This window comes from Streptomyces sp. HUAS TT11 (assembly GCF_051553595.1).
Lineage (GTDB): Bacteria > Actinomycetota > Actinomycetes > Streptomycetales > Streptomycetaceae > Streptomyces.
Window position 1 is genome coordinate 72,279 of record NZ_CP196187.1, and the last position, 23,089, is coordinate 95,367.

Consider the following 23,089-nt stretch of genomic DNA (forward strand, 5'->3'; position numbering starts at 1 on the left):
AGGCGGGCCTCGGCCGAGCGGATGGCCCTCGAGCTCGTGCCCGACCGGCACTTCGACCCGAGCCTTGAGGAGATCTTCCGGCGCGGGGTGCAACTCGCCCGGGCCTCCACCAGCATGCCGTGGTGGGCGCCGCGCCGATCGAAGGCGGTGCAGATCCGGCTGCGGGCGGACGGGACCCGCCCGCTGCGCTACCGCATCGAGGGCCCGGCCGGCGGCGAACGCCTGCTGTCCATCACCCCCTTCGGCGCGCACGTGGCTGTAAGCCGGGCGCGGCCGATCGCGGACAAGCCGCGCGAGCACGTGGTCCGCGCGGAATTCCTCCTGCGCGGTAAGCCCACGGCCCCGCTGCGGGAGGTGCCGCTGGATCCCGACCCGCTGCAGCCGCTGGTCGACGCCGTCTGCGACCTGCGCGCCGAACTCGGGGACCTGGCCGAGATCCGCCTGGACATCCAGCGCGCCCCCAAATGGGCCCTGCGCGCCCGCCGCCTGCAGCTGATGACCGCCGCCCGCCGTGCCGAACAGAAGGAAGCCCAGCGCGCCGCCCGCTGGATACGGCGGGACGCCGCCGGCTTGGAGGACTCGCTGGCCTGGCAGCTGCAGCAACTGCTCCACGGCACCCGGCGGCCGGCCGGCGAGCGGCGTCTGGTCATGCCGCCCATCCCGCGCCGGGTGGATCCGGCGCAGGCGTTGGGCAAACTCGCCGAGGACGACCAGCTCGTGCGCGTCCAGCTGCTGGTGATGTGCGCCTCCCATATCGAAGGCCGCGCCGAGGCCCGCCTCGCCCAACTCCAGGCCGCCCTGGATGTGTTCGGTGGCCACTCGAGGTGGGCCATGCGCGGGCTGCACGTCGGCCCGTGGCGTCTGGGCGCCGACCGCTGGCCCAGTCGCCGCGGCTTCGAACGCCGCTGGAAGCTGGGGCACTGCCAGCCGCCGCGGGCGAACTGGGTCCGCCTGGAAGAGCTGACCGGCCTGCTCAAGCCGCCCACCGTCCAATGCCGGCTGCCGCTGCTCGCCGACTCCCTGCCTACCTTCACCTTCGGCGACCCCGACCTGCTGCTGCAGGGCATCTACCGCAGCCCCGACGGGCGCAGGCGGCTGGTCGCCACCCACGCCACAGAGACCCTGTTCGAATGCGCGGTCGGGCGGGCGGGCGGCGGAAAGACCGAACGCGCCCTGGCCCAGGCGATCGGCTGGGCCCACGCCGGCGGCGCACTGATGTTCCTCGACCCGCACCGCGACTCCTGGCCGCGCGCCGCCCCCTTCCTGGCCCACGACCCCCTGATGCAGCGCATCGCCCTGATCGACCTCAACACGGTCGGTCCGACACCGCTGTTGAGTTCGTGGAATCCGCTGGCCATGCAGCACGGGCCGGCACCGCACGACGTCATCGAGGCGGTCACCGACGCCTTCGCCTCCGTGCTCGGCTGGGACGACGCATCAGCCCCCCGGGCGATCACCATCCTCACCGCATGCCTGACCGTCCTGGTTACCGTCAACCAAGCCGCCTGCCACGCCGGCCGCCCCCGGGACCAGGCCACCCTCTTCCACGTGCGCGCGCTCCTGGGCGACCCCGCCTTCCGCACGGCCGCGCTCACCGCCGTGTCCGGCCGACTCAGCGAGGAGATCCGCGCGTGGTGGCAGACCGTCTTCCCCACGTTGCCCTCCGACGCATTCGCCGTCGTCCTCAACCCCCTCGCCCGCCTGGCCGCCCACCCCGTCACCCGCGCCTTCCTCGGCCAGCCGACCGGCATCTACAACAGCCGCGCCGCCATGGACAGCGGACTGATCGTATGGATCTGCCCCGCCGGCAACGGCCCCACCGACCGCCTGCTGACCGCCCTGCTCGCCCGGGACCTACTCCGCGCCGTGCGCTCCCGCCGCGACACCCCCGAACACCACCGCAGGCCCTTCCGCCTCTACTTCGACGAACTGATCACCCTCACCGGCGCCGCCCCCGACACCATCGCCTCCATGTTCGAGGACTTCCGCAAATACAAGGTCACCGTGCACGGCATGACCCAGCTCCTGGCCCGCCTGCCCGCCCCGGTCCGCATGTCGCTGACCCAGAACGCCTCCACCCTCGCCTCAACGGCCGGTTCCACCACCGCCATCGCCCCCATCACCGCCGAATGGGGCGACACCCCCAGCCCCGCCGAGGTCGCAGCACTGGACCGGTACGAGCACTACATGACCCTCACCGTCCACGGCCGCCGCATCGGCCCCGTCCAGGTCACCGGCCCGCACCTGGACGACGTCTTCGCCGACTACGCCCGCCCCCGCGACGTCGCCCGCCTCGAGCACACGGCCCGCACCACCGCCGGAGCACAACCCCTCGACCAGCTCACCGAACGGGCCGCCACCCAACTGGACCGCGTCAACGCCTTCCTCGCCCAGCACACCCCCACCCGCCGCACGCCGGCCGTATCACTGGACAAAGCAAAGGAATACACATGACCCTCACGCCCGCCCTCGAACCCGTGCATGCCCGGCACACGCCGCGTCCCGGCGAACGGCTGCCCCACCAGCTCCTGGCCGCGCTCGCCCAGCACCGCATGGCCACCACCAGCCAACTCCACACCCTGCTCCGGCCCGAAGCCACCCGCCAGAGCATCTCCGCCCCGCTGAACAAACTGCGCCGCCACCACCTGGTCGACTACACCGTGCTGCCCCAGTCGAACCGCACCCGCGCCTGGTACCTCACCAGCGAAGGCGCCCGACTGGCCCGCGACTTCCCCGAGATGCGAGGCCGACCCCCCTACCCCGTCACCTCCGCCACCGCCGCCTCCCTGAAGACCCCGCACACCCTCACCGCGGTCCGCGCCCACCTCGCCTTCGCCCAAGACGCCCGCCGCCGCGGCGACGAACACGGCCACCTCGACTGGACACCCGAGGTCGCCCACCCCTTGAGCGACGGCGAGAAAGTCATCACGGACGCCGTCCTGCACTACACCCTCATCCGCGGCGAACAGCGCACGAAACTGCGGGCCTTCATCGAAGTCGACCGGGCCACCATGGGCAGCGAACGCCTCGCCACCAAGCTCATCGAATACGCCCGGCTCTGGACCTACGAACCCCAGCCCGCCGGCCGCCAGCGCGCCCGCCAGCCATCCGGCGCCGCCTGGCTGCGCTGGTACCCCGTCTTCCCCCGAGTCCTGTTCGTACTGACCGGCGCCTCCCCATACGTCCTGCACCACCGGATCAGTGATCTCCAAGCCATGGCCGCCCAGCACCCCCTCGTCGCCGCCCTCGCCCGCGACGTGCCCCTCGGCGCAGCCGTGCTCGAGGACCTCGAAGCACACGGACCCTCCGCAGACGTATGGACACCGCTCGCCGGAGGCGAGGACCAGTGCCCGTGGTACGCCCTTTAGTGGCGTCTGAACCCGAGCAGCCGACAGCGAAGGCAGTACAGAGACGCTGCGGTCGTATCCGGCACCTGCAAAGCCTCCATCACCCCTCACACAGTCCCGCCGAGCAGGGATAACTACGGGCCGACGAAAGGGATGAAGTGGGCTGCCGGGTGGTCGAATGGGCAGGTCGGGACGCCAGACGGTCCGGACCTGCGCGCTACGCAGAGGCTGCCGGGAGCCACCGAACAGCACGAAACCCCTGCCGACGACCGAGCAGCAGGGGCTCCCTCTCGCCCGGCTACAACCACCGCTCCCTCACACGTAGGTCTGGGCCTGCCCTCCAACGGGATGTGATCGAAGCTACAGCAAACCGCCGGGCTTCCCGAGCGGCAGCGAGCTGACCTCGTAGACCTCCCCGTTGTCCTTGTGACCTCTGACAGCCACGTTCCCGACCTGTAGGAACTCTGGCTCTCTGACCGCGTCCCCCCGCCATATCACCGCTGCCGCTACTGATAGTTCCGGTCCCCCCAAGTCCCGTTCGGGCGAGCCGAGATGTAGTGCGTGCGGCTGGACGGCTGGTGTTGTCGGCGATTCGATCACGCTGTTACGCTGCGCTAGCGTCCTCGATCGCAAAAGGAGGTGGGAACCGTGAGCCAGCTGACTCTCATGCGCTCCCACCCCGTTCCGAGGGCGCCGAGGATCTGAACGGGAGCGCATCGCTGCCCGAAAGGACCTCTCACATGACCGATCTGGTCATCCGCCCCCTCGCCGCGGGCGAGGAAGCACTTTTCGAATCTCTGCCCGATCCCGGTCTGGTCGGCTTTGCCGCCTTCGGTGACACCTACAGTGGGATGGCCGCCGCCGGCGAGTACCGCCCCGAGTGGACCTGGGTGGCTCTGCGCGACGGTATCGTCGTCGCGCGCGCCGCCTGGTGGGCCGGGCCGGAGGACGACAACCCGGTTGCTCTGGACTGGTTCGACTTCACGGATGCCAGTGCAGCCGCACAACTGCTCCGCGCCTCGCCGCTGTACGCCCAGTACTCCCTCAAACTGCCGCCCGGCTGGCGCGACATCCCCGCGGTCCGGGAACAAGCCCAGGCCCGGATCGACGCGGCCGTCGCCGCGGGTCTGTCCCCTCTGGTCGAGCGCTTCCGCTACCGCTGGACACCGGACTGCGGCGTGCCCGTGCGCCCGGACCGCCTCGAATTCCGTCCCGAGCCCGACGACGCGGCGGTCCTCGACGTCTTCCGCCGTATCCACCAGGGCAGTCTCGACGCCCATGTGCGCCGCACCATCGCCACATCAGGGCTGGAAGCCGCCGCCCAGGAAGAACTCGACTATCTACGCTGGTTGCCGAGCCCGCGCGAGTGGTGGCGCCTGGCCTATGACCCCGCCGGGGAACTCGTCGGCCTGAGCGTCCCCGGCCGCCACTATGGCGACCCTCTCATCGGCTACATCGGCGTGGTGCCCGAGCACCGCGGCCACGGATACGCCTACGACCTGCTCGTCGAGGCCACGCACAAGCTCGCCGACGAGGGCGTGGACCGCATCGTGGCCGGGACGGACCAGACCAATGTCCCGATGGCCGCCCACTTCGCGAGGGCCGGTTACCCAATCGCCCAGGAACGCATCGACCTGATGTAGCCCCGACCTCGCGAGACAGGAAGCGGGTGCGGGACTCCGGCTGCGACAACCGAGTCCCGCACCCTCGCTGCTGCGGCTCCTACGTCGCCGATGCATTCGCCGACCAAGAGGGCACGTCACTCTCTGCAGTTGATGTACGCAGTGACCTGAGGAACTCGCGACAGTTGAATATGTGAGCCCACCAGTACCAAGGGGCCTATCTGCGTGACCTCTAACGACTTCGGGGGAAATTGAGTTTCGGGCGTGCCAGCCTGGCGGCTCGTTCACAGTCAGGCGGTGTCACGGACGGTCCATCCGGGACGATCACCGTGTCCGCCGAGTCCGTAAAGCGGTGGACAGCCTTGCGGTGCTGGGCGAGCATCTCCGCGATGACTAGCGAACTTCTCTCCATCCCCAAACGCGTCCGCTTCGTCGAGCTCAGCGCAAGGGCGCTCCGGGCGCTTGCCGAGGGTGACCTCGCTGGCGGCAGCGCCGAGGCCGGGGTCGCCCTTGACGAGTACTTCGTCTCTGACCGGGCCCGCGGGATCTTCGGCTATCGCGCTGGCCAGCTCGCCGAGGACCCCTCTGTCGCGCCCTGGATCGTGCGGGCCGCGGTGTCCGAGCCGGACGGGGCCGTTGTCGGCGACGCCGGGTTCCATGGGCCGCCGGATGAGGCCGGCATGGTCGAGGTCGGCTACACCGTCGTGCCCGGGTACCGCCGCCAGGGCTATGCCCGCGCCATGCTGGCAGCGCTGCTCGTCAGGGCCGCCGCCGAACCCGGTGTCAGGACCGTGCGCGCCAGGATCGGATCCGGCAACGACGCCTCCTTGGCCACCATCGCGGGCTTCGGTTTCACGTGCGTTGGCGAGCAGGGGAACGAGCGCGACGGGCTCGAGCTCGTCTTCGAGATCCCGGCTGACGCGATCCAGGCCGGGTAGCTGTACGGCCGCGGCGGAATCGTGGGCGTCCTTGTCGGGCCGTGACATGAGAAGGGCCGCACAGGTTGGGTGAGTTGTGAAGCTGACCTGGGCCCGCGCGGCCTGTTCCCATCCTGCCCTGTCCGGCGTCTCACGCGCACATTTCGGCGAGTTGTTCGCCGAGCTCGCCAGTGCGTGGGAGGCCGCCCGGCAGTCCGCGCTCCGCGAGGCCCGGGGCGAGGAGCGTCGGAGGGCGGAGGGTGCTGGCCGAAAGCCCAAGCTGGTCTTCCTCGATCGGCTGCTGGTCACCCTGGTCCATCTGATCAGTTGCCGCACATGGTGCTCGCCGAGCTCTTCGAGGTGGATCGCTCCACCGTCTCCGCGGCCATCCGCCAGGTCCGCCCGCTGCTGGCGGCCCGTGGTTTCGCAGTGCCGGACCGGCCCGGCCTGCGGCTGAAAATGCTGGGGGACGTCTTCGCCTATGCCGAGGCGGAGGGTGTTGAGCTGCGGCTCGACGGGGCCGAGACCCAGGTCCGCCGCCCGCAGGCCGACCGCCCCGGGCGCCGGGCCTTCGTCTCCGGCAAACGCAAGCAGAACACCATCAAGACCACCACGTTCAGCGACGGCCAGGGCCGCCTGCTGCTGTCCGGCGTGGTCCGCCCGGGCCGGATGCACGACCAGACCGCCGTGCGCACCGAGGGCATCGCCGAGCAGTTCCGCATCCGTCTCGGCGTGAAGGCGAAGGTCGACTCCGGCTACCTCGGGCTGGCCAAAGAATTCCCCGGCCAGGTCAGCACCCCACCGAAGAAGCCCAAGGACGAGGCGTGCGACGGTGACAAGCACGCCTGGCGCGAGACACGGCGGCGGCAGTCTCGGCGAGAATCTGCGTGGAGCACACCAACGCCGAGCTCCGCCAGTGGGCACCCCTGCGCCGATTCACCGGACGCCGCGATACCTACGCCGAGACCCATCTCGCGATCGCCTCGCTCGTCTCCGACCGATCCGCGCAGCGGGCCACCCGCCGCCGGACGAGCACCGAACTCGTCCTCGTCCGCGACACCACCCGCTGATCACCCACCAGCCGAGCCTCCAGGCGAGCACGCCCGAAGCTCAATTTCTTCCGAGACCGTAAGGGCGTGCAGCTGCGCGGATCCTTGCTTCATCGAGGTGACTCGGGCGAGTGCTGAGGCGAAGTTGGCTACCTGCGTAGCCGCCGACAAGGGTGAATACGGAGCCGACCGCCGACCAGTTTGCAGGGTCGATGTAGCCATCGGCGATATCGACTCGGTCGACCACGCCAATCTCCCCTGACGCAACTGCACCCTCAGCCGGTATCCATGTGCTTGATCACTTTCCCCCCAGAGACCATTCCCTCAGCTGCTCAGGCGCATCCCAAGCCTTCCAGGACTTCTGCAGACAGAGGGCCGTGATCGTCCGACATCACGCCTTCAAGTTCAGTAGAGGCGTGGTGGTGCGTCCTGTGTTAATCAGAGTGCGCTGCTTGCACATGAGAGGTTTGGCTTCGGGTGGCACGCTGCTGTCTCTTGCCCCGCCTACCCGCACTCCGCGTCGGGTGGCACGGCGGACACAAACGGGAGGGAACATGCACATCCGCTCGCGCGGTATCACGGTTCTGGCAGCAGCGGCCCTTGCAGCAGGCGGGCTCACGGCCGCGACCGGCACATCGGCCAACGCGGCACCTGCTGTAGCAGCGAGCTGCTACGGCAGCGCGAAGAGTTTCAGCACGGCCAGCGACAACACGTGGCCTGCTACATCCTATGCCCGCACCACCTCCAACTGCGGGGACATCAACGTCAAGCCCAACGCCGGCATGTGGGTCCAGACATGCTTCCTTACGACGGGAGCGTGCAACAAGGCCACCTGGATCACCGGCGGGACCTGGGGCACGGCTGCCACCGACGTCCTCGACGGCACCTACTTCTACTTGCACTTCGACCGCCCCACCAGCGGTCTCGTCGCCTACTGAGCCCAACGACCCTGGTTCCAGGGGGGTTAGGGATGGGAGCACGGAGATCCCCTGGGCGTGGCGGATATGCATCGACTCGGCCCTCGCTGCGCGTCGCCGGTGCGCGCTGCTCTCCGGGCCTCTGAACAAGTTGCGCCGCGACAGTCTGGACTACACAGTACTACCGGCCTCCAACCGATCCCGCGCCTGGTACCTGACGAACGGTTGGTGTCGCCACCGCCCGGGTAACGACAAGCCGTCTATCAACTCTCGCACCGACCTATGACAGTTGGCTGATAACTGGCCATGAGGACTCCTGACCGGCTTTTGATCTACCGCTAGGTTCCGGCCGCGACACGTCTCCCGTCGGCCGGCGCTATTGAAACAGTCCTGGTGTTCTCAGCACGCCAGGTCGGCAGGGCGGCCGCTAGGCGCACTAGCAGCCGCCCTGCCTCATCAGCTCACGCGACCGGCGCGACAGCCGCGCAGCACCGCGTCGACGAGAACTGAAACCGCGTCCTGGTGGCGGCCACCCTGGACGCCGAGGCCGGACGCGAGGCCGCCTGGGCTGTCGGAGACGTCGTCACGGCGTCCGCCGTGGGCCGCACCGTCAAGATGCTCGCCGCCCTGCTACTGGCCTGGGCAAGGGCAGCCACCGGCTCAGCATCGTTGTCGAGCGCTCGAACAGCAGGACCGCCACCGACCTGTCCCTCTCTGTCGGAACTGCTCTGCTGGGCGTGTGACCCGCCGCGCCGACGAGTACCTGCGGTTCCTTGGGCTGCTGACGTGCGTCTGGGAGTACAGCACGTGCGTCACGCCGTTGTGGTTGCTACCGCCGACGAGCCCTATGCCCGGGCATGTGGCTGAGCCGTGCGGGCCGGGTGGATGCATCCGCTGGAGGTCTGCGTGCTGCGGGAAGCAGTCATTGCCTGCCCTGGTCCATAATCCGTTGTATCTGGCTTACCCCATGCCCGTCCTGAACCGTCCCGACGAACCCGCTGAGGGCAACAGGCATGCGTGACAAGCCTGCCGTCACGCCGGACGGCTGCTGCACGGACAGGGAGCCGGAAAGTGATCCCGAACCTTGCAAGGAGCTGGCGCCGTTGGCGGGTGCAGAGATGCGCATCACGGATCGCTTCCGGGGATGCAGGGGCACAGTGACCTGATGAGGGGGGTGAGGCGACTGAACCGGCCCTTACGTCGGGAGCTAAGCTTGTTCTTTATCTACCAGGATCTTCCGGGCTTGCCGATGGCCTTGAGGGTCTCGGGGCGTTTGACGGTCTTTCCGACGTCGTAGCGGGGTGCCCGGTGTTTGTTCTTGGCGCCGGGTGGCCGTCCGGGGCCGGTGCCTCGGGGTTTGGGAACACGGGCCGGGCAGGCCAGGTGAGCGCGGATGTTCCTGAACCCTCGGCGGACGCGGGCGGGGGTGAGCCGGTCGGAGGTGGCGGGTTTCTCCCAGGGTCGGCGGAGGTCGGTGGCGAGTGGCCGGGCGAGCCTGAGTTGGGTGTGGGCGACGATCAGGATCCAGGTCCAGCGGTCCGCGGCTTGAGGGGTACGGAGTTTCGGAGTGGTCCAGCCCAGGGTCTGCTTCGCGAAACGGAATGTGTGCTCCAGATCGAAGCGGCGGAGAAATGCCTGCCAGAAACGGTCCACGTCGTCCGGGGTCGCGCCGGTCTTGGAGGACCATAACCACACCGGCGGGGCATCCCGACCCTTCGACAAATACTCTACCTTCAACCGCGTCAACGTTCCCTCGCCCAGCGGGAGTTCACCGTCATGGTCGAGCCAGGAGGAGCGGTGGGTGAGCCTTGGGTGGACCCGGTCCCATGCCTGGGTCTCGGCCTTGCCGTAGTTGGTGGTGTCGGTGACGGTGGTGATCGCGGGTTCGGGCCAGGTCTCCGGCTTGGTGAAGCGGAATTCCGGGCCGTGTTTGGGCGGCCGGCCGTTGACGCCATGCATCCTTGGCGGCTTCGGCAGACGCATGACACGGTCGGAGCGGACGCGGCCGACCAGCTCGACGGGCAGGTCGCGCAGCACCCAGGCCAGGCGGGTGACGTCGTAGCCGGCGTCGCTGACGATCACGATGGCCGGGTCCCCGGTCTGCCACTGGCCCGCGGTGACGAGCCGCTCGACGACACCCCGTAGCTGTTCGGCGGTGACCGCTGTCGCGTCGTCCGCAGGGCCGAGCCGCACCGCGTCCAGGATCGCGGTCCAGGACGTGGCACCCGGCTCCAGCACGGCCACGAAGGAGTAGGGCCAGCCCGGGATGAACTGTGACGCCGCCTTTGCACGGCCATAGACGTGGCAGAACAGCCGCTCCGCCGAGCACGGCGCGTCCGAGCGAAGCCACGGCGACACATCGACCGCCTGGACCAGGCGCCCACCGTCGAAACGCGGCAGCGACAGCCCGGCCAGCACCGCCCGCAGCCGGCCGACGTCGATCCGGCCGTGGTTCAAGCCGCCGTACAACGCTCCGTGCCCACGACGATGCTCGGGCAACAACGTCAAGTCCACCGGGGACTTCACCGCATCGTCCGCACACAGCACCGCGTCGGTGAGTTCGAACAACGCGTCGCGCCGGGCAGTCAGACACTCGTAGAACTCTCCCCGGAAGCATGACGCTTCCGCGAACGCTTCCCTCCGGACAGCATCAGGCAGCAGACTCACCCTCACGGCCTTCGTCGTGGTCACGTGCACCTTGGTCGGAGCACATGATCAGACGAAGGCCGCCCCCACGTCCGGCGAACCCCCAGGTGAACGACCCAGTTCGAGACGCCTTTCGAGACCGGAAGAAGCAGAACAAGCCGAGTTCAGGCCGCGGTGCCTTTGGAATGTTCTGCGGTCAGCTCATCGAAGAACCGGTCGATGACGTCGCTGTTGCGGGCGAAGACGTCAAGGGGCTCTCCGACGATTCGGCTCGCAAGCTCCACGGCGAGATACCTGACGTTCTCGTTCAAAGCGGCTGTGGCGAGGGCCCTGTCCACGTTGAGCTGGGCATGGGCGTCCGCCACCAGGGCATCCCGCTGCCGCTGTCCTTCTTCTCGAGCGGCGGCGATGATCGCGGCTCCCTGCTCTCGGGCCTCTTGGCGAGTTGCAGCGAGTTCTCGGTAGGCCTCAGCGAGTTGCGCTTTGTACTCGGCATGGATGCCGTCGGCTTCGCGCCTGGTGGCCGTAGCACGGTCACGGGTACCGACGATGGCGTCGTCGCGTTCCGCCATGACCTTCTCGATGCGTGGAAGGAGGAACTTTGCGAATACGCCGAATACAACGCCGAAACAGGCGAGCCCAGTTATGAGTTCGACACCATGGGGCTCAAGGGGTCCTAGGTCCATGGCCGGAGCCTACAAGACCGCGAACATCGGTCGCTCGGGTGCCAAAGGCGCTTTGGGGAAGCCCTGTTGGGCGGCTCGCCTGATCCAAACGGTGACGTACCGCCACGTCCGCTCTGGCTACGTGGAGGTTGCGCACACATGGCAGATGTTCGCCCGGCCTCAGCTGTCCGGACAGGGTCCGAAGCCTGATGTCTGCGGCTACGCAAGACAAACACCGAGCACCCCGCTACGACGCCGGCCGGACCGTCAAGCGCCCCGAGACCCTCAAAGCCATCGGCAAGCCGGGCAGATCTTGGTAGATAAAGAACAAGCTCAGTGCCTGGTTCTGAGCTGGGCATGACATGACCACCTGCGGCGTCTGGGCGTTTGCCCAGCTCAGAGTTCGAACGGCGGGGTCTGGGTGGCGGGGGCGGCTGGTCGACTGCTGCTTGGCACCGCACCCGGCTCATATTCGGTGTGGTGCGGCTCCGTCCTGCCAGCGGTAGAGGTCGCGCAGCAGGGAAATCTCGGCGCCGTGATGGATCAGCTCCCTGTTGACGTGCAGGACCCTGTTCTCCATGGGAAACGGCTCGGGACCCATCGCGGGCGGATTTTCTAGGTCGGCGTCCGAGAGTTCGCGGACCCCCGCGTTCCATCTCCCGTACATCTCATCGAGCTGTTTTAGCGCCTCGTCAGCGGTCCCCGCGTAGGCGAACGCCTCGGCGTCGAAGTCCTGGCCGTCGAAGTACCATTCGACCCGATAGGCCAGGCACGAGACGATGATGTGCGCCAGCCGCCAGGCAATCGTGGTCACCGGCGCTGGCTCCGGGGCAGGGGACGCGGAGTCCATCGTCCACTCCCCTGAACCCGCCGACGTCGGTGCGGCCGACGTGCCACGTGGGCGAATGCTCCAGCAGCCGCGCACCGGCTCCCAGAAGTACTCCTCGTCGGTAAGACCGTCCAGCCGCGGCCGCAGGTTCTTGCGCCAGTACCAGTCCAACTGCTCCGCGAGCCTCTCGCTTCTTGTCATTGCCGCACACTACAGACCCCGTCGAGCAGAGCGTGCCGGCCTGGTGGACGCAGGACGACTCCGGCCATGCTGTCCGGCAGCGCGACCTGGGATTTCTGGGCAACAGGACACCGGTCTCGATGTTGCCGGTTGCGCTGATGAAGTCGTCGTGGTGGTGCGAGAATTGGGCTGACTTGAAGGCCCGGTGACTTCTCGGTGGCACTGCTGACCGTCAGTGCCGATCGGATCAGTCGCGGTGGGCCTCGCGGAAGGCCGGCTGTCCGCTCCTGCGAGAGCTTCGGCGGGTGATCCGCCTGGTCATCAACGTGATTGCAGCCCAGGTGATGAGCGATTCCTGTTGACTGAACTAGCTTGGGCGTTTTCCCAGTTCAGGCACGGTATGGAGGATGTTGCTGCTAGCTTCCGGGCATGCCTGAGAACGAGGGAGCCGAGCGTGATCTATCTGCTCTGGAGCTGCCGCAGTGGGGTCGCTTACGAGAGACCGGTAACCCTTGGGATCCGTACCAGCTGATCGACAAGGACGGGCAGGTCTGCACGGAGGCTCAGGCGTTCTTCAAGGACCTCCAGGCCGCCGGCCGCGAAGACACGACCCTACGCTCTTACGCGCTGGATCTGCTGCGCTGGCTGCGATTCCTTTGGGTGCTCGACGTCAGGTGGGACCGGGCGACCAGCGTCGAGGCGAGGGACTTCATGCGCTGGATGCTGCTGGCCGACAAGCCCGTGCGTGTGCACTGGCGTCGCCAGCTCCAATCGGAGACGGCAGGACCGAAGGGGTCTGCAGCCGTAAGGCCGGCACCGGGGACACCGAATCCTGTGACGGGGAAGTCGTCGCCGGGCGTCAAGTACGCGGCGACCACGAGGGCTCACAGCGAGACAGTCATGCGGACCTTCTACGACTTCCACCTGCGCGAGGGCACCGGACCGATCATCAACCCGTTCCCCCTGGACCGCTCCCGCCAAGCCGGCCGGGCAAACGCCCACCACAACCCGATGGAGCGGTTCAAACAGGAGCGGAGCGGCCGCTATCGGCCTAAGGTCCCGAAACGGGTCCCGCGACGAATCCCGGATGAGATGTTCAACGCGATCTTCGCTGCGTTGAAGTACAACCGCGACCGCGCGATGCTCGCTTTCTGGATTTCCACGGGCGTACGCGCGGAAGAGCTGCTGACCAGTACGAACCGCGATGCCCTGCCCGGCGAGCAGGTCATCGGCGTCATCCGCAAGGGCACTCGCGACTACCAGCGGGTGCCGGCTTCGCCGGACGCGTTCGTCTGGCTGAGGCTCGCCCAGGAGGAAGCCTGGCGCCGCGGGGTGCCCCGGGGGCGCAATGCCCCACTCTGGTGGACGCTCCGGCGCCCATGGAGACCGCTGGAGTACCCGGCGGCCAGGGCGATGTTCATCCGTGTCCAGGAACTTCTCGGGTCGAACTGGTCCCTGCACGACCTCCGCCACACGGCGACCTACCGCATGACCAGCGATCCCCTCGTCCGCCTCACCGACGTGCAGTGGGTCCTCGCCCACAAGCAGCTGACCACCCTTCAGATCTACCTCACCCCCGCCTCCGACGAGATCGTCGGGCACATGCTTGCCCACCACGCCCGGCAGGAGAAGAAGGCCACCGAGCAGCCGCGACCACCGCTGCCCGCCCCCGGCTACGACCCCGCTTCGATGGACATCCTGTTCGGAAGGCCCAACGCGTGACCACCATCGAGGACAACCCGTCGACGCTGAAGGCCGTAGAACGAGGGCGATTCGGGGAAGCACAATCAGCGCTGAGAGAGAAGTTCCCCGCTCGGGCCCCGTCCGTCTCCTGGCCAGCCACCCAGGCGTCCATGGACGAGGTCGTGCGCCGCTTGGCACAGCGTCCCTTCACCGCGCAGAACGAGGCCACGACGAGGTCCCGGTGTCGCGGCGTCCGCTACGTACTGGCCTGGCTGGAGGCTCAACCCGGAGACACGTGGCAGGAACGCTGGACCTCCACGGGAGCCGAGAGGCTGCCGAGGGAGGGCTGGCTCGACCTGCCCCGGCAGTGGTTTACCCGGACCCACGGGCTGGTCCTGCGCGACTCGCAGTTGTCGCCGGGGCTCCTGATGCTGATCTGCGGGGACGTCATCCGTCCCACGTCGGCATGGCTCCTCAGCCGCACTTCACAGCATCTCGGACGGGCGATGGCATCGGCCCGTGACCTGGAGGGCTTCGAGCGTCTGAGTGCCCAAGCGGCGTCCGACAAGGTCCCGTCGGCCGTACTGCGGATCGCCCGGCACCGAATCGCGGTCATCCTCGCCAGCAACGGCGGCGGCATCAGCGACATCACGGTCGGGGACTGCGTGAACATCCTGGAAGCCCAGGACGTCGCCCACGCAGCGACCAGCGACCGAACCGCGTTCTACCGGCTACTGCACAAGGCGGGCGTCTTCCCTCCGGACGCGCCCTCAACGATCCGGGCCTTCACCGCAGGACAAGGCCAGCTCAGCGTGGCGGAGATGATCGACCGCTACGAGATCGCCTGCAAACCGGTACGCGACCTGTTCGTGGACTACCTGTGCGAGCGCCAGGCCGTCCTGGACTACACGTCGCTCGCGGCCGTCTCCCGCGTGTTGGGGAGCCTCTTCTGGAGGGACCTGGAAACCCACCACCCGGGCATCGACTCCCTTCGACTGCTGCCGGAGGTTGCCTCCGCCTGGAAGACACGACACCGGACGAAGACGACGAAAGTTCGAAGGGCCGATGGCAGCACGGTCTCAGTCACCAGCCCGCGGGAGAGCGCGCGATCGGATCTGACGACGGTGCGGGCGTTCTACCTCGACCTCGCGCAGTGGGCCGCTGAGGACCCCGCACGCTGGGGTCCCTGGGCAGCCCCCAGCCCCGTCACCAGCGCGGAAGCGAACCAGAAGAAGCACCAGCGCCGCGTCAAGGCCAAGATGGACCAGCGCACACGGGAACGACTGCCCGTACTCCCGCTCCTTGTCAGCACTAGCCAACGCAACCGTCTCCGGGCCGCGGCGCTCCTCGCAGCCGCGCGGCAGGCCGAGCCCGGCACCGTCTTCAGCGCCGAGGGCCAGAGGCTCTTCCGGCCGGTGCTGAAGTCCGCGTCTGGCGCCAGGGTCTGGGCCCAGGAGCTTGAAGCGCCCAGGACCGCAGCCCGGGCCGTCCGGCGTGACCTCACTCACGAGGAGCACAAGGCGTTCTGGGCCTGGGCCGCCGTCGAAGTCCTGCGTCACACCGGCATTCGGATCGAGGAACTGTGTGAGCTGAGCCACCACTCGCTCATCCAGTACCGGCTGCCGACCACCGGCGAGCTCGTCCCACTCCTGCAGATCGCCCCGTCGAAGACCGATCAGGAGCGCCTGATCCTGGTGACCCCCGAGCTGGCCGACGTCCTGAGCCGAATCATCATGCGGGTCCGCGACAGCGACGGCATCGTCGCATCGGTTGCCGCCTACGACCCTCACGAACGCGTCTGGAACCCGCCGATGCCGCTGCTGTTCCAGCACCGCATCGGCATCGAGAACAGGGCGATGCACCCGACTTGCATCCGGACCTACGTCACCCATGCCCTGGCCGACACAGGTCTGACCGACGCGAGCGGCGAGCCGCTGACCATGCAACCGCACGACTTCCGAAGAATCTTCATCACAGACGCGGTGATGAACGGAATGCCGCCCCACATCGCCCAGCTCGTCGCCGGCCACCGCGTGATCGACACGACCATGGGATACCTCGCGGTCTATCCCCGAGAGGTCATCGAAGCTCACCGGGCCTTCATCGCCCGCCGCCGAGCCTCCCGGCCCAGCGAGGAATACCGCACACCCACCGATGAGGAATGGGACTCCTTCCTCGGCCACTTCGAGAAGCGCAAGCTCTCCATCGGCACCTGCGGCCGGGCCTTCTCCACCCCTTGCATTCATGAGCACGCCTGTTTGCGATGCGCCATACTCCGGCCTGACCCTGCCGAACGACCCCGGCTCATCGAGATTCGCGACAACCTCATCGACCGCATCGCCGAGGCCAAGCGGGAAGGCTGGCTCGGCGAAGTCGAAGGCCTCGAAACCAGCCTCGCCGGCGCCAACGACAAGCTCGTCCAGATGGACGCCGCCACAGCCCGCGCGGCTTCGGCGGTCGATCTCGGGATGCCCACCTTCAACCAGATCGCGGGACGCGCCACCGACACCTGACGGCCGACACCGTTCTCCGCGTCATGAGCGACAGGTCAAGCGTCCCAAGGCCCGCACCATGCGTCGATCGCTGCTCTGGAGCCGTCCGCCCACGCGGTCGCGGTCCCGCGCGTATGCGGAAGGGCATCAACCCACCGTTCCCAGGGGCCGTCCGGAGCAACGAATCGCGCGGAGTGACTTGTGCCCAGCTGGGAATCCAGCCTCATGAGAGCTCCAAGGGCGGGTCCCTGGTCATACCTGCATTCCAACTGCGGAAGATACCGGTTCAAATAGGACACAAGGATGTCCGCATCATCTTGGCTGCCGAACCGGGCGAGCGCAAAGCAGTAGCCCTGACCTGCATAGGTGAGTTCACTAGCCAGCAGAAGGCCGCCGATGCGTTCACGCCACTCAACCCGCCGGGCCACGCCGACCAACCACGCAGCGGTCAGTCGGGAACGCCATTCATACGCAAGGAGTGCTCTGATCTCCTGGTCGCTCACCTGGAGAGAGTCAGCTTGCAGCGCGCTTACGAAGGCAGCCCGTGCCTCCTCCCCGAGGCGAAGGAAATTACCTCCCAGCAGTTCGAGATATCGCCGTTCACCAGCGACATACCGGGCCACGACGTGCTCGTGGCCAACTTCCCGGGGATGCTGCATGCTCATCGCCGCATCATGACCTACCAAGGAGGCAACCCCACAAGCGGGGTCCCGCGAGATCCGATCCATAGTTCAGAGAATTCCGAGTGCTGGACGAGCCGTTCGTAGTCGCGCGCGTGTCTGCGGGCATGCATGACCCACGCATGCGAACGTTCGACGACCCAGCGCCGGGGCAGGACGACGAACCCGGGGACGTTCTTCGGCCGGCTGACGGTCTTGATCGTCAGGCCCAGGAAAGTCTTCGCCCAGTCGACGAGCTGTCCGGCATAGGCGGAGTCGGCCCAGACGATGGTGATCTCGGGGTGCATCAGCCGCAGCCGGAACAGCACTTCCTTGGCCGCGTTGCGGTCGGTCATGTCGGCCGGGGTGACCATGACGAACAGTGGCAGGCCCTTGGTGTCCACGACCAGGTGTCGCTTGCGGCCGTTGATCTTCTTGCCGGCGTCGTAGCCGCGGGAGTCCTTGCCGACGGTCTCGGCGGCCTTGACCGACTGCGAGTCGATGACGGTGGCGACCGCTCCGGGCGCCTTGCCCATCTCGCGGCGGATCCGCTTGCGGAGCTGGTCACGGATCTGCCCGATGACGCCGCAGGCGGCCCAGCGGGCCATGTACCCGTAACACGTGCGCCAGGGCGGGAAGTCCTTGGGCACGGCCCTCCACTTGCAGCCCGTATCCACGACGTAGCGGATGGCGTCCACGATCTCCCGGCGGGGGTGCTTCTCCGGACGGCCGCCGGCCGGGGTCTCACAGGCCGGAACCGGCAGCAGTGGTGTATTGACTGAACTAGCATTGATGTTTCTGCAGCTCAGTGACCTATTCAGCGTGTTGGCGTTAGCCGGTGCGCGAAGGATGCTGAAGGACTGAGCCGGAACCTGGCGGCCTTCGTCGTGCCGCAGATCGGGCGCCTGGAAGAGACCGGCGAAGCTGCCGAGCCATACCAACTGCTAGACGCCGACGGGCAGTTCGTCCTGCCAGTAGCGATGTTCTTCGCTGATCTGCAGGCCGCATCGAAGCCGGCAACGACGATCCGCTCGTACGGGATGGACCTGCTGCGGTGGTACCGGTTCCTCTGGGCCGTCGATGTGCGCTGGGATCAGGCGACCAGAGCCGAGGCCCGCGACTTCTGCCGGTGGCTCCAGCTCACCGACAAGCCGGTACGCGTGCACTGGCGCCACCAGCGCAAAGGCATCACTGCGCCCACGGTGCCGGCCCCGAGGGCGGAGCCGGGGGCGCCGAACCCGGTCACCGGCAGATCAGCCCCGGGCCGGAAGTACGCGCCTTCCACGAGGGCCCACTGCGAAACGGTGCTGCGGACCTTCTACGACTTTCACCTCGACGAAGGCACCGGCCCAATCATCAACCCCTTCCCTCTCGATCGCTCACGCCGCACCTCCCGGGCTCACGCACACCACAATCCGCTGGAGCCGTTCCGTCCCGAACGGCACGGTCGCTACCGGCCGAAGGTGCCCAAGCGCATCCCGCGGCGGATCCCGGACGAGCTGTTCAACGCGTTGTTCGCCGCGCTGAAGTACAACCGCGACCGGGCCCTGCTCGCGTTCTGGGTCTCCACCGGGGCCCGCGCCGAGGAATTGCTCACCAGCCGGCATCACCCAGTACACCCTCCCCTCTACCGGCGAGCTCATCCCGCTTCTGCAGATCGCCCCGTCCAAGACCGACGAGGAGAGGCTTCTGGTTGTCAGCCCGGAACTCGCTGACGTCCTCAGCGCGATCGTCAGCCGGGTCCGTGAGGCCAGTGGGGCCATCCCCTTGGTCCCCTTCTACGACGGCCTGGAGAAGATCTGGCTTCCGCCAACTCCGCTGCTTTTCCAGTGGTCCAGTGGTGGTCAGCGGCGGGCTGTCTCTTCCAAGACCATCCGGAAGGCGCTCAACGAGACCCTCCAAGCTGCTGGCCTTACCGACGTGGCCGGCCAGCCTCTGAACTATCAGCCACACGACTTCCGGAGAATCTTCACCACAGAAGCGATCATGAATGGGATGCCGCCCCACATCGCCCAGCTCATCCTCGGCCACAAGAACATCAACACCACCATGGGCTACAAGGCGGTCTACCCCGAAGAAGCAATCAACGGCCACCGGGCCTTCATCGCCCGCCGCCGGGCACTGCGGCCCAGCGAGGAGTACCGCACCCCAACCGATGCGGAGTGGGAGGAGTTCCTTGGCCACTTCGCGCGGAGGAAGGTCGCTCTGGGCGACTGCGGTCGCGCCTACGGCACCACTTGCCAGCATGAACACAGCTGCGTCCGCTGCCCAGTTCTCCGCGTCGACCCTGGTCAGCGACCTCGTCTAGAAGAGATCCGCGGCAACCTGCACGAGCGGATCACTGAGGCCGAACACGAAGGTTGGCTAGGCGAGGCCGAGGGTCTGCGCGTCAGCCTTGCCGCCACCGAGAGCAAGCTCGCTCAGCTCGACGACCGTCGACGCCGGGCCACGACCATCAACCTCGGGATCCCGACCTTCGGCGAGATCGCCGCACGAGCCACCTGATCGGCTCCGCCAAGCGACTGGCGGAGCTGCTCAAGGTTGACGACGTGCGAGGATGATCCCTCCCAGCTTGCTCTCGGCGGAGGTGAGAGTCTTGTGCGTCTCGACGGCGAAGCCAGCTTCGTTAAGCCACTCAATCGTCTGGTCATGCTGCCGGCGATGGACATAGACCTTCATCGGGTGCCCGCCATAGCCCTCAGTCTTCAACCGCGACTCATCGCCGACATGGAAGCTGAGCAGCAACGGCCCACCGGGCCGAAGCACTCGATGGAAATGTGCAAGAACCGAGCTGATCTCGTCGTCAGGAATGTGGATCAGTGAGTACCAGGCGACCAGCCCAGTCACCGAGGCGTCAGCCAAGCTGAGGTCCGTCATGGAACCGAGATCGAACCGCACACCCGGGTGATCACGACGGGCCACATCGATCATTCCAGGTGACAGATCGATGCCGAACGCATCCAGGTCCAGCTTCCGCAGGTGGCCTGTGATCCTGCCCGTTCCACATCCCACGTCCGCGACCAGCCCGCCGCCTTGGGCATGCACCAGGTCGGCAAACAGAGCCAAGATCGCGCACTCTTCGGGTGTTTCGTCCAAGATGTGACGTGTCAGCTCTGCGTAACTTGCAGCGACGGTGTCATAAGACGTCCGCGTATCTGCCAGCCAGTCATCTGCGTTGAGTCCCATTTCCACCGACCGCAGGATACCCAAGTCATCAAGCGGCGTGACGGCTTAGTTCAGAGAAGGTTCGATCAGCGCCCATTCGTCGTCCCAGGTGTCAGAGGGGTAGCAGCGCCTGCGCGGCATCCTTGCCTCCCTCAAAGACGGGGGGCGGGCCCGGCGATCAGGCGTCGGCGTCGGTGTAGTCGGCGATGACGTCGAGTGTCGACTCGACCGAGTTGAGCTGGGTGTTGAGGTGTTTGATCCACCGGCCTTTGGGCTGGAGGGCCGCGTGCGGGGCGACGGTTCCGGTGATGAACCGACGGATCTCGGTGAGCTTGCCCCGGGTGATCGCGATCTCGTATGCCCGGAGTTCGGCGGGGTCGGCGCCTCTGCAGTGCTGAGCGCACCTATGCCGCCTGATGAACCGGCAGCTCGCCGTCCAGGAGTCCCGCCATCGCCTGGCCTGCGCGAGGCTGTTGGAGACCGCAGTGGCTCCGCTTCACGGAAGGAACTTCACCTCTGGGAAGGCCGCGCTCGGGCCGTCGAGCAAGTGTCTCCGGCGGTGCCGTAGGTGCGGGTCGAAGAAGGCGAGCGGGTACGCCTGCTGGACCCGTACCGTCCGGGCCGGATCGAGGGTGCCGACCCAGTCCTGGATCTGCTGGTCGGTCATGCCGAGGATCTTGCCCGCTTGCGGGATCAGCGTCGCGTTGTCGCCGTAGGAGTTGTGGATGGCTCCGTCGGCCTGGATGTCGAGCCGCCAGCCGCGAAGGTGCGTCCAGAACTCGGCGACGTCCGGCATGGCGGCCCGGGTGAACTCGGCGGTCATCATCATGAACGGCCGGTCTAGGTCGGCGGTGATGGTCGGCTGCATCGGGCCGTCGATGCTGAGCCCGGCGCGGACGCGCTGGTCGGCGAGCATGGTGAGCGCGGTGGCGGTGCCGCCCTTCGACCAGCCGAACGCGCCGATGCATTGCGGGTTGAGGGCGCCGAGCAGGCCCTGAGGCAGTGGCTTGCCGTCGACGTCGGGGTTGCGCCCAGCGGCGAGCCCCTCCACGCAGTCGAGCAGGAAGCGGAGGTCCGCGGCGAAGTCCCTCGGGTACATCGGGGGGAAGTCGGCCGGGGTCACCACCCGGCCGTCGGGGAACTCGGTAAACGTGTCGTAGGTGTGGTCGACGGTGACCACGGCGTAGCCGTGGCTGGCGAGTTCCTGGACCATGATGGTGTGGTCGCCGCGGTGGCTGCCCGAGCCGTGCGAGTACACGACGACGGGGAGGCGCTGGACCGCATGGTGCACGGGCGCGCTCACGTGCCCGGCGGTGAGCGGGCCGAGGGCGGGGTCGAGGGGGAAGCCGGCGTCCGCCAGGAACGCCCGCAACGCGCCCTCGGCCATCCAGGGAGCGCGCGGCAGGTCCTCGGCCTTGCACGCGGGGTACCAGACGCTGGCCATCAACTCGCGATGGTGCCCGGGGCCGGCCACGGGATCCGGACGTGAGGTGTCGACGAGGTGAAGCGCCACCGTGCCCACGGGGTACGGCCCGGTAGGCCTGGGCAGCGTGAGTTGGGACGAGCCGGGGGCGGCCGGAGCCGCCCACGCCTGGCGCGCTGCGCTGATGGGCACGGCGGCCCCGACCCCGCCGCCAGCCCGGCTGCGAGCATGCGGCGGCGCGTCAAGTCCGTCTTGGTAGCCGATGTGATGGTCACGTGTCCTCCTCAGGTTTCATGGCCGGCGTCCGAGGTGCTGTCCGGGTCGTCCGGACGCCAGCACGAGCCGCTCACGGCTCACCACGGTTTTCAGGAGTCCAGATCAGGACTCCTGGACTGAGCCGCCTTGCTCGATCTGGTGGATGAGCCGCTTGAGCTGGGTGACCTCGTCCTGCAGAGCGCGGTCGCCAGCCGGGGTGAGGCAGAGCCAGGTGCGGGCGCGCTTGCCCTCGTAGCCCTTCTCGATCTCGACCAGTCCGGCCTTCTCCAGGACGGCCAGGTGCTGGCTGAGATTTCCGGCGGTGAGGCCAAGCGCCGTGCGCAGAAAGCCGAACTCGACCCGGCGCGCCTGGTGGGCGACGGTGAGGATGCCGAGGCGGACACGCTGGTGGACGACGTCGTCCAGGCCGGTGACGGGGTGCGGGTCGCGCTGAGCGGTCATGAGACGTCGCGCTGACGGGACAGCTCGACCAGGCCGAACCCGAGCGCGCCGAGCAGGAGCAGCACACCGGGTACGCCATAGCGGGGCACGCCGGACCAGGACGAGGTGAGCGGGATCCCCGACCAGCCGCTGGTGAGCGGCACCAGCTCGATGGCCAGGTACAACGCGGCGAGCAGCAGCAGGGTGCGGCTGCGTTCCACCCAGGACAGCACCAGCAGCGGCAGCCCAACGGCCGTGGCGTTCCCGGTGAGTCGCAGGAGGAACCCCGTCTCCCCGGAGCGGGGGTCGAGGTGCAGGCCCCAGAAATCGATGTGTTCGCCGGCCTGCGGGATCCCGTGGCGGGTGGCCCACATCTGGGTGGCGATCACCACGCCGAGCAGAGCGATCCCGGTGAGGATGTACGGCCGGACCGGGGTGCCGACTCCGCGGTTGCGGGAGCGGCGGATGTAGAAGGTCGCCGTGGCGGCGTAGGCGAGGGAGAGCCCGATGAGCCAGTAGACCGGCGAGCCCTGCGCGACCTGGGTGCAGCCGGCGCCTGGCGCAGGGTTGGTCGCCGGGCAGGGCACGGTCTCGACCTTGAAGGTGAAGTGGCTGACCAGGATTCCGCCCAGCGTGAGCACGCCGAGCAGCAGGAGGGGGAACCAGGCGCCGCGCTGGGCGGCCCGGACCCGGCGGGTCAGGTCACCGAGGCCGGCGAGGACTTCGTGGGGAGTGCCCGGCGAGGGCACAGATGCGTCTGCCATGGCATCAGCTTTGCATTACAAACTAGTTATGGCAA

19 protein-coding genes and 1 pseudogene are annotated in these 23,089 nt (G+C 67.8%); 10 read left to right on the forward strand and 10 right to left on the reverse strand.

Annotation, left to right across the window (positions count from 1 at the left end; genetic code table 11):
- The first annotated feature begins 21 nt into the window (after window positions 1-21).
- The 6 genes from ACSHXN_RS47090 to ACSHXN_RS47115 all read left to right on the forward strand — a co-directional run bounded on the left by ACSHXN_RS47090 (window position 22) and on the right by ACSHXN_RS47115 (window position 7,873).
- Window positions 22-2,454, forward strand: coding sequence for an ATP/GTP-binding protein (locus ACSHXN_RS47090; protein ID WP_438307106.1), 2,433 nt, complete (start codon window positions 22-24; stop codon window positions 2,452-2,454).
- Window positions 2,451-3,368, forward strand: coding sequence for a replication-relaxation family protein (locus ACSHXN_RS47095; RefSeq protein WP_438307034.1), 918 nt, complete (start codon window positions 2,451-2,453; stop codon window positions 3,366-3,368). The genes ACSHXN_RS47090 and ACSHXN_RS47095 overlap by 4 nt, the downstream gene beginning before the upstream one ends.
- A 719-nt stretch (window positions 3,369-4,087) precedes the next feature.
- Window positions 4,088-4,990: a GNAT family N-acetyltransferase gene (locus ACSHXN_RS47100; RefSeq protein ID WP_438307035.1), complete on the forward strand. Its 903-nt coding sequence runs from the start codon at window positions 4,088-4,090 to the stop codon at window positions 4,988-4,990.
- Window positions 4,991-5,358: 368 nt separating this feature from the next.
- Window positions 5,359-5,907, forward strand: coding sequence for a GNAT family N-acetyltransferase (locus tag ACSHXN_RS47105; protein ID WP_438307036.1), 549 nt, complete (start codon window positions 5,359-5,361; stop codon window positions 5,905-5,907).
- A 315-nt stretch (window positions 5,908-6,222) separates the two neighbouring features.
- Complete coding sequence (locus ACSHXN_RS47110) at window positions 6,223-7,197, forward strand: transposase family protein (RefSeq protein ID WP_438307037.1); 975 nt, start codon at window positions 6,223-6,225, stop codon at window positions 7,195-7,197.
- A 292-nt stretch (window positions 7,198-7,489) separates the two neighbouring features.
- Window positions 7,490-7,873: a hypothetical protein gene (locus ACSHXN_RS47115; protein WP_438307038.1), complete on the forward strand. Its 384-nt coding sequence runs from the start codon at window positions 7,490-7,492 to the stop codon at window positions 7,871-7,873.
- Window positions 7,874-9,076: 1,203 nt separating this feature from the next.
- On the opposite strand, the gene ACSHXN_RS47120 is transcribed toward ACSHXN_RS47115, so the two are convergent.
- From ACSHXN_RS47120 to ACSHXN_RS47130, 3 genes are all read right to left on the reverse strand, one after another.
- Entirely contained in the window at window positions 9,077-10,519 is a 1,443-nt protein-coding gene (locus ACSHXN_RS47120) for an NF041680 family putative transposase (RefSeq protein WP_438307107.1), read from the reverse strand.
- A 143-nt stretch (window positions 10,520-10,662) separates the two neighbouring features.
- Entirely contained in the window at window positions 10,663-11,184 is a 522-nt protein-coding gene (locus ACSHXN_RS47125; protein WP_438307039.1) for a F0F1 ATP synthase subunit B family protein, read from the reverse strand.
- Window positions 11,185-11,629: 445 nt separating this feature from the next.
- Window positions 11,630-12,193 (reverse strand): DinB family protein, encoded by a 564-nt coding sequence (locus ACSHXN_RS47130; protein WP_438307040.1) that lies wholly within the window; start codon window positions 12,191-12,193, stop codon window positions 11,630-11,632.
- Window positions 12,194-12,601: 408 nt separating this feature from the next.
- On the opposite strand from ACSHXN_RS47130, the gene ACSHXN_RS47135 reads away from it, so the two are divergent.
- Both ACSHXN_RS47135 and ACSHXN_RS47140 read left to right on the forward strand, forming a co-directional pair.
- A complete protein-coding gene (locus ACSHXN_RS47135) occupies window positions 12,602-13,894 on the forward strand; it encodes a tyrosine-type recombinase/integrase (RefSeq protein ID WP_438307041.1) in 1,293 nt (430 codons plus the stop codon).
- Complete coding sequence (locus ACSHXN_RS47140; protein WP_438307042.1) at window positions 13,891-16,368, forward strand: tyrosine-type recombinase/integrase; 2,478 nt, start codon at window positions 13,891-13,893, stop codon at window positions 16,366-16,368. The genes ACSHXN_RS47135 and ACSHXN_RS47140 overlap by 4 nt, the downstream gene beginning before the upstream one ends.
- Before the next feature lie 35 nt (window positions 16,369-16,403).
- Here ACSHXN_RS47140 and ACSHXN_RS47145 read toward each other — a convergent pair whose 3' ends face one another.
- Window positions 16,404-17,012, reverse strand: a complete 609-nt coding sequence (locus ACSHXN_RS47145) for a DUF6000 family protein (protein ID WP_438307043.1) — start codon at window positions 17,010-17,012, stop codon at window positions 16,404-16,406.
- A 14-nt stretch (window positions 17,013-17,026) separates the two neighbouring features.
- The gene (locus ACSHXN_RS47150) at window positions 17,027-17,827 is read right to left on the reverse strand and encodes an IS5 family transposase (protein WP_438307108.1); all 801 of its coding nucleotides are present in this window, start codon (window positions 17,825-17,827) and stop codon (window positions 17,027-17,029) included.
- Window positions 17,828-17,893: 66 nt separating this feature from the next.
- Here ACSHXN_RS47150 and ACSHXN_RS47155 point away from each other — a divergent pair, with 66 nt between their 5' ends.
- Together ACSHXN_RS47155 and ACSHXN_RS47160 are read left to right on the forward strand one after the other, a co-directional pair.
- Window positions 17,894-18,721 carry a hypothetical protein gene (locus tag ACSHXN_RS47155; protein WP_438307044.1) on the forward strand — a complete coding sequence of 276 codons (828 nt, stop codon included), beginning with the start codon at window positions 17,894-17,896 and terminating at the stop codon, window positions 18,719-18,721.
- Window positions 18,696-19,511, forward strand: coding sequence for a tyrosine-type recombinase/integrase (locus tag ACSHXN_RS47160; RefSeq protein WP_438307109.1), 816 nt, complete (start codon window positions 18,696-18,698; stop codon window positions 19,509-19,511). Before ACSHXN_RS47155 ends, ACSHXN_RS47160 begins: the two co-directional genes overlap by 26 nt.
- Window positions 19,512-19,541: 30 nt before the next feature.
- On the opposite strand, the gene ACSHXN_RS47165 is transcribed toward ACSHXN_RS47160, so the two are convergent.
- The 5 genes and pseudogenes from ACSHXN_RS47165 to ACSHXN_RS47185 all read right to left on the reverse strand — a co-directional run bounded on the left by ACSHXN_RS47165 (window position 19,542) and on the right by ACSHXN_RS47185 (window position 23,054).
- Window positions 19,542-20,192, reverse strand: a complete 651-nt coding sequence (locus tag ACSHXN_RS47165) for a class I SAM-dependent DNA methyltransferase (RefSeq protein WP_438307110.1) — start codon at window positions 20,190-20,192, stop codon at window positions 19,542-19,544.
- Window positions 20,193-20,349: 157 nt separating this feature from the next.
- A pseudogene (locus tag ACSHXN_RS47170) lies at window positions 20,350-20,553 on the reverse strand (RacP protein); the annotation flags it as partial.
- 114 nt (window positions 20,554-20,667) lie between these two features.
- Window positions 20,668-21,786 (reverse strand): alpha/beta hydrolase family protein, encoded by a 1,119-nt coding sequence (locus tag ACSHXN_RS47175; protein WP_438307045.1) that lies wholly within the window; start codon window positions 21,784-21,786, stop codon window positions 20,668-20,670.
- 186 nt (window positions 21,787-21,972) lie between these two features.
- Window positions 21,973-22,311 (reverse strand): winged helix-turn-helix domain-containing protein, encoded by a 339-nt coding sequence (locus tag ACSHXN_RS47180; protein ID WP_438307046.1) that lies wholly within the window; start codon window positions 22,309-22,311, stop codon window positions 21,973-21,975.
- A complete protein-coding gene (locus tag ACSHXN_RS47185) occupies window positions 22,308-23,054 on the reverse strand; it encodes a hypothetical protein (RefSeq protein ID WP_438307047.1) in 747 nt (248 codons plus the stop codon). The genes ACSHXN_RS47180 and ACSHXN_RS47185 overlap by 4 nt, the downstream gene beginning before the upstream one ends.
- Window positions 23,055-23,089: the final 35 nt, after the last annotated feature.

What these genes read in the sequence shown, in the direction of transcription:
- ACSHXN_RS47180 (WP_438307046.1), bottom strand. Translation starts at nt 22,311, where the DNA reads ATGACCGCTCAGCGCGACCCGCACCCCGTCACCGGCCTGGACGACGTC.
- ACSHXN_RS47165 (WP_438307110.1), bottom strand. Translation starts at nt 20,192, where the DNA reads ATGGGACTCAACGCAGATGACTGGCTGGCAGATACGCGGACGTCTTAT.
- ACSHXN_RS47090 (WP_438307106.1), top strand. Translation starts at nt 22, where the DNA reads ATGGCCCTCGAGCTCGTGCCCGACCGGCACTTCGACCCGAGCCTTGAG.
- ACSHXN_RS47115 (WP_438307038.1), top strand. Translation starts at nt 7,490, where the DNA reads ATGCACATCCGCTCGCGCGGTATCACGGTTCTGGCAGCAGCGGCCCTT.
- ACSHXN_RS47145 (WP_438307043.1), bottom strand. Translation starts at nt 17,012, where the DNA reads ATGAGCATGCAGCATCCCCGGGAAGTTGGCCACGAGCACGTCGTGGCC.
- ACSHXN_RS47130 (WP_438307040.1), bottom strand. Translation starts at nt 12,193, where the DNA reads ATGACAAGAAGCGAGAGGCTCGCGGAGCAGTTGGACTGGTACTGGCGC.
- ACSHXN_RS47100 (WP_438307035.1), top strand. Translation starts at nt 4,088, where the DNA reads ATGACCGATCTGGTCATCCGCCCCCTCGCCGCGGGCGAGGAAGCACTT.
- ACSHXN_RS47095 (WP_438307034.1), top strand. Translation starts at nt 2,451, where the DNA reads ATGACCCTCACGCCCGCCCTCGAACCCGTGCATGCCCGGCACACGCCG.
- ACSHXN_RS47105 (WP_438307036.1), top strand. Translation starts at nt 5,359, where the DNA reads ATGACTAGCGAACTTCTCTCCATCCCCAAACGCGTCCGCTTCGTCGAG.
- ACSHXN_RS47110 (WP_438307037.1), top strand. Translation starts at nt 6,223, where the DNA reads ATGGTGCTCGCCGAGCTCTTCGAGGTGGATCGCTCCACCGTCTCCGCG.
- ACSHXN_RS47135 (WP_438307041.1), top strand. Translation starts at nt 12,602, where the DNA reads ATGCCTGAGAACGAGGGAGCCGAGCGTGATCTATCTGCTCTGGAGCTG.
- ACSHXN_RS47125 (WP_438307039.1), bottom strand. Translation starts at nt 11,184, where the DNA reads ATGGACCTAGGACCCCTTGAGCCCCATGGTGTCGAACTCATAACTGGG.
- ACSHXN_RS47185 (WP_438307047.1), bottom strand. Translation starts at nt 23,054, where the DNA reads ATGGCAGACGCATCTGTGCCCTCGCCGGGCACTCCCCACGAAGTCCTC.